Raw genomic sequence first — 13,220 nt, 5'->3', positions numbered from 1 at the left:
CAAAGGCATGTGATGAAGATTGCGATTAGCGGTACGGGCTACGTCGGCCTGTCCAACGGAATTTTGCTGGCTCAGCATCATGAGGTCGTCGCCCTGGATATCGTGGCGGAGAAGGTCGAGATGCTTAACCGGCGTCAGTCACCGATCGTGGATAAGGAGATCCAGGAGTACCTCACTCATCGCTCCCTGAATTTCCGTGCGACGCTGGACAAGGAAGAGGCGTACCGCGGCGCTGATTTTGTCATCATTGCGACGCCGACCGACTATGATCCCAAGAGCAACTACTTTAACACCGCCAGCGTAGAGGCGGTGATCCGCGATGTGCTGGCGATCAATCCGGCGGCGGTGATGATCATCAAGTCGACCATTCCCGTCGGATTTACCCAGCAGCTGCGTGAGCGCCTGGGTATCGATAACCTGATCTTTTCGCCGGAGTTTCTGCGCGAGGGGCGGGCGCTGTATGACAACCTGCACCCGTCGCGTATCGTGGTCGGCGAGCGCTCCGAGCGCGCGGAGCGCTTTGCTGCGCTGCTGCAGGAGGGGGCGATTAAGCAGAATATCCCGACCCTGCTGACCGATTCGACGGAGGCGGAGGCGATCAAGCTGTTTGCCAACACCTATCTGGCGATGCGGGTTGCCTATTTTAACGAGCTGGATAGCTATGCCGAGGCGCTGGGACTCAACAGCCGCCAGATCATTGAAGGGGTCAGCCTCGATCCGCGCATCGGTAACCACTATAACAATCCTTCGTTTGGCTACGGCGGCTACTGTCTGCCAAAAGATACCAAGCAGCTCTTGGCCAACTACTCCTCGGTGCCCAATAACCTGATCCAGGCGATTGTCGAGGCCAACCGTACGCGTAAAGATTTTATTGCTGACTCGATTATCGCGCGCAATCCGCAGGTGGTGGGTGTGTATCGGCTGATCATGAAGAGCGGTTCGGATAATTTCCGTGCCTCCTCGATCCAGGGGATCATGAAGCGCATCAAGGCCAAGGGGATTAAGGTCGTGATCTTTGAGCCGGTGATGAAAGAGGATAGCTTCTTCCACTCAGAGGTGATCCGTGACCTGGAGCAGTTTAAGGCGATGTCGGATGTGATCATCTCTAACCGTATGGCGCCGGAGCTGGATGACGTGGCGGATAAGGTCTACACCCGCGATATCTTCGGCAATGACTAACCATTACCGGCAAATTTTGTAAGACAATATTGGCTGGCGAGGTTAGCATAATGTCCATTGGATCGTACTGACTAACACCTGCCTCCAACGCGCGCCCTAGGGCGTGCGTGTCGTTTCAGCCGGGGGGAGATTTTTACAGGATAATTTATGCGTGTTTTAGTAACTGGCTGCGCCGGTTTTATCGGTGCCAATCTCTGTGGCCGTTTGTTGGCGGCGGGGCATCAGGTCGAGGGCATCGACAACCTGAACGACTATTACGATGTGTCGCTCAAGCAGGCGCGCCTGGCGCCGCTGCAGGCCGATGCCAACTTCACCTACCATCCGATCGATATCGCCGACAGCGCGGCCATGGCGGCGCTGTTTAGCGCCGCCCACTTTGACCGGGTGGTTCACCTGGCGGCGCAGGCGGGAGTGCGCTACTCCCTGACCAACCCGCTGAGCTATGCCCAGAGCAACCTGCTGGGACACGTCAACGTGCTGGAAGGCTGCCGTCACAGTAAGGTGGGGCATCTAATTTACGCCTCCTCCAGCTCCGTGTATGGGTTGAACAACAAGGTCCCGTTCTCGACCGCCGACCGCGTCGATCACCCGATTTCCCTGTATGCCGCCACCAAGAAGTCCAACGAGCTGATGGCGCACTCCTACTCTCATCTGTATGGGCTGCCGACCACCGGCCTGCGCTTCTTCACGGTCTATGGGCCGTGGGGGCGCCCGGATATGGCGCTGTTCAAGTTCACCAAGAGTATGCTGGAAGGCAAGCCCATCGATATCTACAACCATGGCGATATGCAGCGTGATTTTACCTATATCGACGATATCGTCGAAGGCGTGCTGCGTATTATGGAGGTCGTGCCGCAGCCGAACGCCGACTGGCGGGTCGAGCAGGGTTCACCGGCCGCCAGCTCCGCGCCATACCGTATCTATAATATCGGTCACGGTAGCCCGGTGCGCCTGATGGATTACATTACGGCGCTGGAGGAGGCCCTGGGGATCGAGGCGCAGAAGCACTTTATGCCGATGCAGCCGGGCGATGTCTACCAGACCTATGCCGATACCGAGGATCTGTTCGCGGTGACCGGCTACCGCCCGCAGGTAGGGGTGAAAGCGGGAGTGCTGGCTTTCGTAAATTGGTATCGTGACTATTATAACGCTTAAAACAGTTCACTTTTACAACAAAGTTTGTTACGTTTTAACCGTAGCTATGATAAATAGCTACGGTTTTTTTATATTTTCTTGTTTTAAAATTAATATGTGAGATGTCTCTGTGGATCTGTATATTTGTTTGACACCACTCCAAACGCTGATTGCGGAAAAAATAAAGCAAAAAAAAGATACTGATGCACAGCTATTTTATTTTTTCGCTAAAGATAATGAAGTGAATCGAAAATATTATGCTGACTTAGGTAAGCATATGGTAGAATCCCGGGCTTTCTTTGCACCGTTGAAAGTGAAAACTTTTATCGATATTTATCGATTTGTGAAAAATAAATCATTTGATACTATTTATTTTGCCAACATTGATCATCCTTTTATACATTATGTTCTCTCCTATGCTAATTTTAAAAGAATAGAGACGTTTGATGATGGGACTGTCAATATAAGCTATAGTGGAAGATATTATAATGACGTGGCGCAGAAACGATGGAAGTTAATCGTTCACACGCTATTAAGACGAAAGTTTGATAAGAATAGGATCTTGAATGAATCATGTTTGCATCATACGATTTATAAGGATCGTAAGAATATCATCCCAAATACCCAGCTGGTAAATTTGTTTAATATAGATGATGGTAATGATGCCGTTAGCAATGGTGAAATATCGCTCTTTCTTGGTGGAATATATAGTGAGATGCTCAATGGAAAAAAGCATGTCGCTAAGCTAGAAAAAAACATTCTTGCATTTTTAGAAAAAAACAATAACACTTATTATATCCCACACCCTAGAGAGAGTGAGAGATTATTTAATGGTTTTTTTCTTCCGGGTGTATATGACAATCTCATCGCCGAACATATCATAATTTCGTTATGCAAAAAATACGCAAAGATCAATGTGTATGGAATGGCGAGTAGTGTACAGTTTAATATGTTCGATATGCCAATGGTGAATTGTATCGCAGTGAAAGCAAAACATATCGATGCCGTTACCTCTGAAAATATAGCAAAGTTGATGGCAATGGGATCTCCATGTATCGAGATTTAGTGTAATAAAAAGGATTATGGCATGCAAAAATTGATAATTATAGGTGCCGGCGGGTTTTCTAAATCTATTATTAGTAGTATCGATATTAATCAGCTTGAATTGATTGGGTTTATCGATACGTATAAGCAAGGCGTTCATCAAGGATACCCAATTCTGGCTAATGCAATCGAAAAAATAGATAATTTTAACGATTATGTTTATTTTATCGGTATCGGAGAGCCAAAGCATCGTTGGTGGTTTTACCAACGATTAATGTCCAAGGGATTATCGTTGGTCAATATAATTGACTCATCAGCATTGATTGATCCCAATGTTACATTAGGCAATGGAATATATATTGGTAAAATGTGTATAGTCAATAGTGACACGATAATACATGATGCCGTTGTGATCAATACTAGAGCTTTAGTTGAGCATGGAAATACTCTTGGGTGTTGCTCTAATATATCAACTAACGCTGTTCTTAATGGTGATGTTCAGGTTGGCCAGAGAACATTTGTCGGGAGCTGTAGCGTGATTAATGGACAGCTAACTATTGGTAATGGCTCAATCATTGGTTCAGGCTCCGTAGTGATTAGAGATATTCCAGATAATGTTGTAGTTGCGGGCTCCCCGACGCGTTTAATCAGAGAGAATTATGATGAATAAAGTGTATATCGTTGCTGAAATTGGCTGTAACCATAATGGCGATCCTCTACTGGCTAAAAAAATGGTTGAGCAGGCAAAAGCCGCTGGGGTGGATGCCGTTAAGTTTCAAACGTTTAAAGCGGATTTGCTGATTTCAAAATATGCACCAAAGGCGGAGTATCAGATAAAGCAAACTGGCTGTGAAGAGTCTCAGCTTGAGATGACGCGTAAATTGGAGCTTGCATATGATGACTTTATTGAACTGTCACAATATGCAAAAAATCTTGGTCTGGATGTTTTCTCTACGCCGTTTGATTTTGATTCAATCGATTTTCTTGCTTCATTAAAACAACGCGTATGGAAAATTCCATCTGGAGAGTTATTAAATCTTCCTTATCTTGAAAAAATAGCAAGACTAGATATTACTGATAAGAAAATCATCATATCGACTGGAATGGCAACGCTAGATGAAATTAATATGGCATTGCATGTATTGCATAACAATGGTGTCAAAGCAAGTGATATTACTATTCTACACTGTAACACAGAATATCCGACACCCTATTCTGATGTGAATCTTAATACGTTATCTAGCTTTAAGAATATTTTCAAAGAATATCAGATTGGATTCTCCGATCACTCCCCTGGATATTTTTCAGGGATTGCAGCTGTGCCTTATGGCATTTGCTTCATAGAGAAGCATTTTACTTTAAATAAAGACTTTCCCGGCCCAGATCATAAAGCATCAGTGACGCCAGATGAATTGCGACTCTTATGTCAGGGGATTCGGGCTATTGAATTAGCATTAGGCAGCTATGATAAAATTGTGACTAATTCTGAACGCAAGAATAAAATAGTTGCTCGAAAATCGATCGTTGCCAAACGTAATATAAAGCAAGGTGAGATTTTTACTTTAGAGAATATTACAACTAAGCGTCCAGGTAATGGAATTAGTCCTATGCATTGGTATCAGGTTTTAGGCAGCATTGCAGAGCGAGATTTTTGTGAAGATGAGCTGATCTGCTGTTCTAACTTAAGCATGCAGGAGTTATAAGATATATGAAAGTTGCCATTATTCCAGCTCGTTCAGGCTCAAAGGGATTGCGTAATAAGAATATTCTAATGTTAATGGATAAGCCATTAATTGCGTATACTATTGAGGCTGCTATAAACTCTGGTGTGTTTGATAGAGTTATTGTTTCTACTGACTCAGATGAGTATAAAAGCATTGCAGAGTCATTTGGCGCAGAGGTTTTTATTAGAGATGCGGCGCTAGCCTCTGACTCAGCAACATCCTATATGGTGGTTGAGGATGTTTTGAGTAAAATCAGTGATATACAGTATTTTGCATTGTTGCAGCCAACATCACCTTTCCGTACTGCGGAGCATATTAAGTCTGCTGCTGCTTTGTTTTATTCATCAGAGTATAGCTTTTTAGTCTCAATGGTACAAAGTGATAAACCATCTTCTCTTATTAAGCCGTTGGCGGAAGATCTGACTTTAAAATATTTTGATATTGATTTTAGCTTATATCGTCGGCAGGACAGTAAAGAATATTTTCCAAACGGTGCTATATTTATGGCCAAGCCAGATGCTTATCTGAAGAGGCAGCATTTTTTTGGTAGTGATAGTATGGCTTTTATCATGAATAAAGAGGATTCTCTTGATATTGATGATCGATATGACTTTGAAGTTGCTATAAATATACAGACGCGTCGGCGTAAAAAAGAAATTTTGCGAGAGAGTATTATAAATAGAATTGCAGAAAAGAAAGATCTAATGTGCCTAAACACTTCGATAACATTGCTTGGCCATTCTATTTTTGATTATTGGCTGGTTGATAATATTAATGGTGAGAAAGTAAATAACCTGGGGATTGCTGGGATTAATACACGGGAGTATATTGATCTTATTTTGGACCGATCATTAATAAAAAACATTGGTGATACTGCTATTATTATGTTAGGTACTAATGATATGGTGCTCAATGACTGGGATATTGCATTTTCTGCTGAATGGGTCAGGGAATTTATTGATAAAGTTAGAATAATAAAAAACAATGTGGCTATTTATTTTATTGCAGTACCACCAGTGAGGGGGCGAGTTGATCGAAATAATGACATTGTAACTCAATTGAATATGGTCTTAAGGAAGGTTTGCGTGGATAAATCTATTCATTGGATCGGACTTTCAAGCGAGTTTTATGATGAATATGGGAATTTACCTGCATCATATACCTATGACGGATTGCATTTTTCACAGCTTGCCTATACGAAATTGAAAGAAAGCATTGAGAGTGCATTGTCATGAAACATTTACTATGTGTTACCGGTTCACGCGCTGAATATGGAATTTTACGCCGATTATTAATGTTGCTATCTCGTACGGAGGGGGTCAAGTTAAGTATCATCGCGACAGGAATGCATTGCGACCCTAAATATGGGAGCACATATAAAAATATCCTGAATGATGGACTTGATTTAAGTAAAGTTATAGATATTAATTTAGATTCATCAAACAATGAAAAAATAATAAATTCAATGTCGCTTTGTCAAAATGCGTTTGCCTCAATTTTCGCTAATCAGGATTATGATGCTGTCATGATCTTAGGTGATCGTTATGAGATTTTTTCTGTTGCCACTGCGGCAGCTATGAATAATATTCCTCTGATTCATCTTCACGGTGGCGAGAAAACGTTAGGGAATTATGATGAATTTATTCGACATGCGATCTCTAAAATGAGTAGCCTTCACCTTGTTTCGACAGAAGAATACCGCAAGCGAGTCATTCAATTAGGAGAGCATCCTAGTTCAGTTATTAATATTGGTGCATTAGGGGCTGAAAATTGTCTTAGCCTTGTATTGCCTGATAAACAGGAGTTGGAGTCTCGTTTTGGTTCTTTGGTTAAGCCGTATTTTGTAGTAGTGTTTCACCCGGAAACGCTGACTAAAGTCTCATTGACGGAGCAAACATTAGCCCTGATTACGGCGTTAACAGTATTTTCTGAAGAGTATGATTTTATATTTATCGGCTCTAATGCTGATACAGGATCAGAAAAGATTATTGATATTATTAAGTCATTCTGTCTGCGGAGTGCGTCTCGCTATATGGTCTCAGTGAGCCCTGAAGAATATCTGGGCTTATTGAAGTATTCTTGTGGTTTGATAGGTAATTCATCTTCAGGAATTATTGAAGCGCCTTCGTTGAATATTGCAACGATTAATATTGGGGATCGGCAGAAGGGACGTGTTTATGGTGATAGCGTGATTGATGCTGCCTGTACAAAAGCTGCGATCATCGCGGCGATTGAGCTAAGTCAGTCGGTTAATTTTCATCAAAAAATAACCAGAATTAATAATCCTTATTATAAAAAAGATTCGTTAAAAAATGCAGGAGATGCTATTGTCCGTTTTTTATACTCAGAAAAAGATGCGGATTATAAGGATTTTTATGATGTCGATTTTAATATATAATTATTTGTTTTTCTTTTTTCTTAGGAGGGGGTGTGAATTTACTTAAAGGAATCGGTGTGTATCTTACATCGAATATATTAAATGCACTGATCCCGTTCTTACTCTTACCAATATTAACCCGTAATCTATCGGTTGCAGACTATGGGCAGGTTGTGATGTTTCAGACATTTCTATCAGCAATTTCAGCAATCGTTGGATTAAATACAATAGGTGCAGCAAATCGTAAGTACTATGATGGGAATGTCGATCAGTTAGTCCTGATGAGGTTTAATGGAAGCTGCTTTCAGATCCTGTTGGTTAGCTTTTTGTTTCTTTCTCTCGTTGGGATATCGTTTAAAACACAGTTGGCAAAATTATTGTCCATACCCGATGGATGGGTATTATATGCGATACTGGTTGCCTCATTTTTATTTATAACAAATATGAGATTAGGGCAGTGGCAGATCAGGAATAAAGCAAAATCATTTGGTTTGTTACAAGTTGGCGGTGGTATTGTCAATATGTTGTTGTCAGTTATTTTTGTGGTTTTTCTGCAGCAGAGCGGAGAAGGGCGCATAGATGCCATTATAATGAGTGCGGCCTTAAGTGCTGTATTAAGCATGGGGCTTCTGTGTCGTGATAAATTAATTGATGTTTTCTCCTTTCGATTGAAGTATCTAAAGGAAGCATTGCTTTTTGGGGTGCCTCTCCTACCTCATTCATTGGGCATGTTGCTGCTAACTATGAGTGATAGGTTTATCATTAATCATAAACTTGGCGTTGCTGATGTCGGCATCTATATGGTTGCTCTTCAGTTAAGTTCTGCATTAGCAGTCATATTTGATGCTATCAACAAAGCGTTTGTCCCATGGTTATTTGATAGATTAAAAAGCGACTGTTTTATTGAAAGACTAAAAATAGTAAAGATGACATATTGTTATATGCTGTCTTTGCTTTTTATTGCGCTACTGGCATTCTTTATTGCTCCATATATTGTTGTAATGATTGCCGGTGATAAATATACTGAGGCAGGTAGGATTATTGGATGGGTCTGCCTTGGGCAAATTTTTTCTGGTATGTATCTGATGGTTACTAACTATATTTTTTATGCCAAAAAGACGCAGTACCTGTCGCTGACGACAATGATCTCTGGCGCGCTAGGTGTGGTTCTATTATTTGTTGGGGTAATCTATTTCTCTTTGCTTGGGGCTGCAATAGCTTTTGCATTAGCGAAGTTTATCCATTTCGCATTTACGTTCTATATGTCTAATAAGGTCTATCCGATGCCTTGGAGATTAAGGAATGATTCAGAGAGTTGAACGTCCAGTTGTTGATTTTTCATTGCTGAATGGTAATCAGCGGGAATATGGGGTAAGTGGATTTATTCGGGCTAAAAATGAAGGAGAGTATATTTATGCTGTTATTGAGTCATGGCTGGATTTAGTTGATGAAGTCGTTATCATTTTTAATGACTGTACTGATAATACTGAGTCTGAAATATCCCGAGCAATTTTAGCCTTTGGCGATAGAGTTCGCGCTTATCACTATATTCCGAAAGTGTATCCGCCAGGTTCTAAAGAGCATATATCTTTACCGCCGGATAGTGTTAATAGCTTAGTCAACTATTATAATTATGCCTTGTCAATGACGACTAGGAAATATGCTGTAAAAATTGATGGTGACATTATATTTGATTCATCAGTTAGTGATTTAATAAAGAAATACCTAAAGGATGAATGTGATGATAAGTATTTTAGTTTATATGGCGTTAATCTGATTGATAATAAAGGCGAGTTGTTCTTGCCTTCTAATAGTACTTTTTGTGGCATGAATAATGACTTGTGTATTTTTCCTGTTTCGCCAAAAAATATATTTTTACATAGCCCTGCCTTTGAAGTGATGAATTTAACCAATATGACAAAGTATGGTGGGTGTTTTGCTTTTTATCATATGAAATTCATGAAGGAGGATATGGGGATAGGCAATTATTTACTAAGAGATAATCCTGATAGTCGATATGTTAAAATAAGCAAGGATTTTATTATTGGTTTAAATTTTCTGAAATTGCAGGATGTATTCTCTCGATATAGTATTAAACTTAGAGGACCTGCCGAGTTAAATATTGTTGTGGTGAAATGTCGAGATTATAAAGTACAATATATAAATAAATTAAGTGAATTAGGCATAAATATATCATTATATGATTTGATATCATGCCATTTTACTCGGTTTAAGATGAAAATATTCCAATCAATAAGATTTTTATTGAAACCTATAGTTAGGTTTATTAAAAAATAAAAGGCTACACAATCCGTGCCATCCAGCGGGCGATGGCAGCAATCGGTATCCCTGAAGCGCAAAGATGAGTTAACATATTACCTACAATTATGCTGCGCAACTGGCGCAGCCGGAATGTGTTACACAGGAGTTTGTCATGTCCAAACAACAGATCGGCGTAGTGGGAATGGCGGTGATGGGGCGTAACCTGGCGCTGAACATCGAAAGCCGCGGTTATACGGTGTCGATTTTTAACCGTTCGCCCGAGAAAACCGATGAGGTGATGGCGCAAAACCCGGGGCGGAAGCTGGTGCCATACCATTCCGTGCAGGCGTTTGTGGCATCGCTGGAGACGCCGCGCCGCATTCTGCTGATGGTGAAGGCGGGTGAGGGGACAGACAAGACCATCGCGTCTCTGACGCCCTATCTGGAGCCGGGGGACATTCTGATCGACGGTGGGAACACCTTCTTCCAGGATACCATCCGCCGTAACCGTGAGCTGTCGGCGCAGGGCTTTAACTTTATCGGCACCGGTGTTTCCGGTGGTGAGGAGGGGGCGCTGAAGGGGCCGTCTATTATGCCCGGCGGACAGAAGGCGGCCTATGAGCTGGTCGCGCCGATCCTGACGAAGATTGCTGCCGTAGCCGAAGACGGTGAGGCCTGTGTGACCTATATCGGGCCGGACGGTGCCGGGCACTATGTGAAGATGGTGCACAACGGCATCGAATACGGTGACATGCAGCTGATCGCCGAGGCCTACGCCCTGCTGAAGCACGCCGTCGGGATGCGCAACGACGAGCTGGCCACCACCTTTGCCGAATGGAATCAGGGTGAGCTGAGCAGCTACCTGATCGAGATCACCGCCGATATCTTCGCCAAGAAAGATGACGAAGGGAATGACCTGGTCGACGTGATCCTGGACGAGGCGGCCAATAAAGGCACCGGCAAGTGGACCAGCCAGAGCGCGCTGGATCTGGGAATCCCGTTGACGCTGATCACCGAATCCGTCTTTGCCCGTTACCTTTCCTCGCTGAAGGCACAGCGCGTGGCGGCCTCCCGGGTGCTGAGCGGCCCGCAGGCGCAGACGCTGCCGGCGGCAGAGCGCGCTGCCTTTGCCGAGAAGGTGCGTCGCGCCCTGTATCTGGGCAAGATCGTCTCCTATGCCCAGGGATTCCAGCAGCTGAAGGCCGCCTCTGACGAATATGACTGGTCGCTGAACTTTGGCGAGATCGCGCGTATCTTCCGCGCCGGATGCATCATTCGCGCCCAGTTCCTGCAGAAGATCACTGATGCCTATGCCGAAAATCCGGCGTTGGCCAATCTGCTGCTGGCGCCGTACTTCAAGGCGATTGCAGATGAGTACCAGCAGGCGCTGCGCGACGTGGTCTCCTACGCCGTACAGCAGGGGATCCCGGTACCGACCCTCTCCGCGGCCATTACCTATTACGACAGCTACCGCGCCGCGGTGCTGCCGGCTAACCTGATTCAGGCCCAGCGCGACTACTTTGGCGCCCACACCTACAAACGCACCGATCGGGAAGGGGTGTTCCATACCGAATGGCTGGCGGAGTAAGCCGACGGTCGTGCGTGACATCATTACGCTAATCCGGGCCCGTGCCCGGATTTTTACTTTGTGGGGGAATTACCAAGTAACGCCGCATCTTGTTGCATAAAAACTCGGCGGTCATTCCATTTTCTTGTGATAATGGGCTGTTTTTGTGCGCCCGTCGATGGTACAAACAGCAGTAGAGCGATTAACGCCAGTCCATGGGCTGCCAGGTTTGGTTTTTTAACTTAAGCAAAGGTGTTGATATGGAAAATGTAAACAAGCCGACGTTCCAGAACGTGCTGGAATTCGTGCGTACCTTCCGCCGCAAGAATAAGCTGCAGCGCGAAATCGCGGATGTTGAGAAGAAGATCCGTGATAACCAGAAGCGCGTTCTGCTGCTGGACAACCTGAGCGACTACATCAAGCCGGGCATGAGTGTTGAAGCGATTCAGGCAATCATTGCCGATATGCGCGGTAACTACGAGGATCGCGTGGATGAGTACATCATCAAGAACGCCGATCTGTCCAAAGAGCGCCGCGAGCTCTCCAAGAAGCTGAAGGCGCTGGGCGAAGGCGAGTATAAAGAAGAGAAGTAATTCGCCGCGTATAAGGCAACGGGCGGGATCTTCGGATCTCGCTTTTTTTATGCCCCATAGCCGGGCAAGCCTGCAACGATAAAAAGCCCGCTTAAGGAAACTTAAGCGGGCTTTTCTGAATCTGGCTCCTCTGACTGCACTCGAACCAGTGACATACGGATTAACAGTCCGCCGTTCTACCGACTGAACTACAGAGGAATTGTGACAACGGGGCGCATCATAGCGAAGGGACGCGGGGCTGTAAAGCGTTAAATCATCGCTTGCAATCGTTCGCCCAGAATAACGGCAATTCGATGATTTTCAGTCCATTAATTCGAGAAGTCTGCGCCGAGCGTAGGAAAAGAGCCGCCTTGGGAGTAAGGGGAGAGGCCTCGATGAGAAACAGCAAAAAGCCCGCTTAAGTTTCCTTAAGCGGGCTTCTCTAAATCTGGCTCCTCTGACTGGACTCGAACCAGTGACATACGGATTAACAGTCCGCCGTTCTACCGACTGAACTACAGAGGAATCGTAACAACGGGGCGCATGATAGCGAAGGTGTGTGAGGCTGTAAAGGGCTAAATCGTACGGCGCGCGCGTTCGGCTAGAATAACAACAAAACGTCGGTTTTCAGTACATTAATGGTAAAGCGTCGGGCTAATGCCATGCCTTGCGGGTGGAGACACAGCGAAGAGAGCCTGCTTCAATCGCCAAACAGCAAAAAGCCCGTCTACGTTTCCGAAGACAGGCTCTTCTAAATCTGGCTCCTCTGACTGGACTCGAACCAGTGACATACGGATTAACAGTCCGCCGTTCTACCGACTGAACTACAGAGGAATTGTGACAACGGGGCGCATAATAGCGAAGCGTGCTCATGCTGTAAAGTAGGAAATGCGTGAGCGAACGCGTTTGCTGAATCGGGCAGCAATCGGCGTAATATTTCTGCATATCGCTGGGCGATCGGTCAGGGAGAGGCGGGGCGCTAGACAGTGTGAACAGAGCAAAAAGCCCGCTTAAGTTTCCTTAAGCGGGCTTCTCTAAATTTGGCTCCTCTGACTGGACTCGAACCAGTGACATACGGATTAACAGTCCGCCGTTCTACCGACTGAACTACAGAGGAATTGTGACAACGAGGCGCATCATAGCGAAGCCGCTGGGGGTGTAAATAGGGAAATCGATTATTATCATCCGGTTGCTGAATATGACAGCAGTGGATTGCATTTTAGTCGGTTATTGGCTGTATTTTTCGCCGAGAAGCCGAGAAGCCGAGAAGCCGAGAAGCCGAGAAGCCGAGAAGCCGAGAAGCCGAGAAGCCGAGAAGCCGAGAAGCCGAGAAGCCGAGAAGCCGAGAAGCCGAGAAGCCG

At 44.7% G+C, this 13,220-nt stretch carries 11 protein-coding genes and 4 tRNA genes; 11 read left to right on the top strand and 4 right to left on the bottom strand.

The window, feature by feature from the left end:
* Positions 1 to 12: 12 nt before the first annotated feature.
* The 11 genes from ugd to QY76_RS14200 all read left to right on the top strand — a co-directional run bounded on the left by ugd (position 13) and on the right by QY76_RS14200 (position 11,880).
* Positions 13 to 1,179, top strand: coding sequence for a UDP-glucose 6-dehydrogenase (gene ugd, locus QY76_RS14240; RefSeq protein WP_034165025.1), 1,167 nt, complete (start codon positions 13 to 15; stop codon positions 1,177 to 1,179).
* A gap of 147 nt (positions 1,180 to 1,326) precedes the next feature.
* Positions 1,327 to 2,334, top strand: coding sequence for an NAD-dependent epimerase (locus tag QY76_RS14235; RefSeq protein ID WP_045424834.1), 1,008 nt, complete (start codon positions 1,327 to 1,329; stop codon positions 2,332 to 2,334).
* A gap of 109 nt (positions 2,335 to 2,443) precedes the next feature.
* Positions 2,444 to 3,379, top strand: a complete 936-nt coding sequence (locus tag QY76_RS14230; RefSeq protein ID WP_034165027.1) for a glycosyltransferase family 52 — start codon at positions 2,444 to 2,446, stop codon at positions 3,377 to 3,379.
* A gap of 21 nt (positions 3,380 to 3,400) precedes the next feature.
* Positions 3,401 to 4,027, top strand: a complete 627-nt coding sequence (locus tag QY76_RS18205; protein ID WP_034165028.1) for a NeuD/PglB/VioB family sugar acetyltransferase — start codon at positions 3,401 to 3,403, stop codon at positions 4,025 to 4,027.
* The gene (gene neuB, locus QY76_RS14225; protein ID WP_045424982.1) at positions 4,020 to 5,060 is read left to right on the top strand and encodes an N-acetylneuraminate synthase; all 1,041 of its coding nucleotides are present in this window, start codon (positions 4,020 to 4,022) and stop codon (positions 5,058 to 5,060) included. The genes QY76_RS18205 and neuB overlap by 8 nt, the downstream gene beginning before the upstream one ends.
* 5 nt (positions 5,061 to 5,065) lie before the next feature.
* Positions 5,066 to 6,316, top strand: coding sequence for a cytidylyltransferase domain-containing protein (locus QY76_RS14220; RefSeq protein ID WP_034165030.1), 1,251 nt, complete (start codon positions 5,066 to 5,068; stop codon positions 6,314 to 6,316).
* Complete coding sequence (gene neuC, locus QY76_RS14215; protein ID WP_071844185.1) at positions 6,313 to 7,479, top strand: UDP-N-acetylglucosamine 2-epimerase; 1,167 nt, start codon at positions 6,313 to 6,315, stop codon at positions 7,477 to 7,479. Before QY76_RS14220 ends, neuC begins: the two co-directional genes overlap by 4 nt.
* 32 nt (positions 7,480 to 7,511) lie before the next feature.
* A complete protein-coding gene (locus QY76_RS14210) occupies positions 7,512 to 8,777 on the top strand; it encodes a lipopolysaccharide biosynthesis protein (protein WP_034165032.1) in 1,266 nt (421 codons plus the stop codon).
* Positions 8,761 to 9,756 (top strand): hypothetical protein, encoded by a 996-nt coding sequence (locus QY76_RS18200; protein ID WP_071844184.1) that lies wholly within the window; start codon positions 8,761 to 8,763, stop codon positions 9,754 to 9,756. Before QY76_RS14210 ends, QY76_RS18200 begins: the two co-directional genes overlap by 17 nt.
* A gap of 136 nt (positions 9,757 to 9,892) precedes the next feature.
* Complete coding sequence (gene gndA / locus QY76_RS14205; RefSeq protein ID WP_034165033.1) at positions 9,893 to 11,308, top strand: NADP-dependent phosphogluconate dehydrogenase; 1,416 nt, start codon at positions 9,893 to 9,895, stop codon at positions 11,306 to 11,308.
* Between the two features lie 239 nt (positions 11,309 to 11,547).
* Positions 11,548 to 11,880 carry a DUF496 family protein gene (locus tag QY76_RS14200; protein ID WP_034165034.1) on the top strand — a complete coding sequence of 111 codons (333 nt, stop codon included), beginning with the start codon at positions 11,548 to 11,550 and terminating at the stop codon, positions 11,878 to 11,880.
* Between the two features lie 122 nt (positions 11,881 to 12,002).
* Here QY76_RS14200 and QY76_RS14195 read toward each other — a convergent pair.
* The 4 genes from QY76_RS14195 to QY76_RS14180 form a co-directional block, all read right to left on the bottom strand.
* Positions 12,003 to 12,078: transfer RNA gene (locus QY76_RS14195), tRNA-Asn, on the bottom strand.
* 230 nt (positions 12,079 to 12,308) lie between these two features.
* Positions 12,309 to 12,384: transfer RNA gene (locus QY76_RS14190), tRNA-Asn, on the bottom strand.
* Positions 12,385 to 12,617: 233 nt separating this feature from the next.
* Positions 12,618 to 12,693: transfer RNA gene (locus QY76_RS14185), tRNA-Asn, on the bottom strand.
* A 207-nt stretch (positions 12,694 to 12,900) separates the two neighbouring features.
* Positions 12,901 to 12,976: transfer RNA gene (locus tag QY76_RS14180), tRNA-Asn, on the bottom strand.
* Positions 12,977 to 13,220: the final 244 nt, after the last annotated feature.

It is taken from the genome of Edwardsiella sp. EA181011 (genome assembly GCF_000800725.1).
GTDB lineage: Bacteria > Pseudomonadota > Gammaproteobacteria > Enterobacterales > Enterobacteriaceae > Edwardsiella > Edwardsiella anguillarum.
Note: the sequence above shows the minus strand (reverse complement) of the source record. Positions and strands in the feature narration are given on the sequence as shown.

Excerpts from the sequence above, each read along its gene's own strand:
- QY76_RS14220 (WP_034165030.1), top strand. The coding sequence starts at position 5,066 with ATGAAAGTTGCCATTATTCCAGCTCGTTCAGGCTCAAAGGGATTGCGT.
- neuC (WP_071844185.1), top strand. The coding sequence starts at position 6,313 with ATGAAACATTTACTATGTGTTACCGGTTCACGCGCTGAATATGGAATT.
- QY76_RS18200 (WP_071844184.1), top strand. The coding sequence starts at position 8,761 with ATGATTCAGAGAGTTGAACGTCCAGTTGTTGATTTTTCATTGCTGAAT.
- ugd (WP_034165025.1), top strand. The coding sequence starts at position 13 with ATGAAGATTGCGATTAGCGGTACGGGCTACGTCGGCCTGTCCAACGGA.
- neuB (WP_045424982.1), top strand. The coding sequence starts at position 4,020 with ATGAATAAAGTGTATATCGTTGCTGAAATTGGCTGTAACCATAATGGC.
- QY76_RS14200 (WP_034165034.1), top strand. The coding sequence starts at position 11,548 with ATGGAAAATGTAAACAAGCCGACGTTCCAGAACGTGCTGGAATTCGTG.
- gndA (WP_034165033.1), top strand. The coding sequence starts at position 9,893 with ATGTCCAAACAACAGATCGGCGTAGTGGGAATGGCGGTGATGGGGCGT.
- QY76_RS18205 (WP_034165028.1), top strand. The coding sequence starts at position 3,401 with ATGCAAAAATTGATAATTATAGGTGCCGGCGGGTTTTCTAAATCTATT.
- QY76_RS14235 (WP_045424834.1), top strand. The coding sequence starts at position 1,327 with ATGCGTGTTTTAGTAACTGGCTGCGCCGGTTTTATCGGTGCCAATCTC.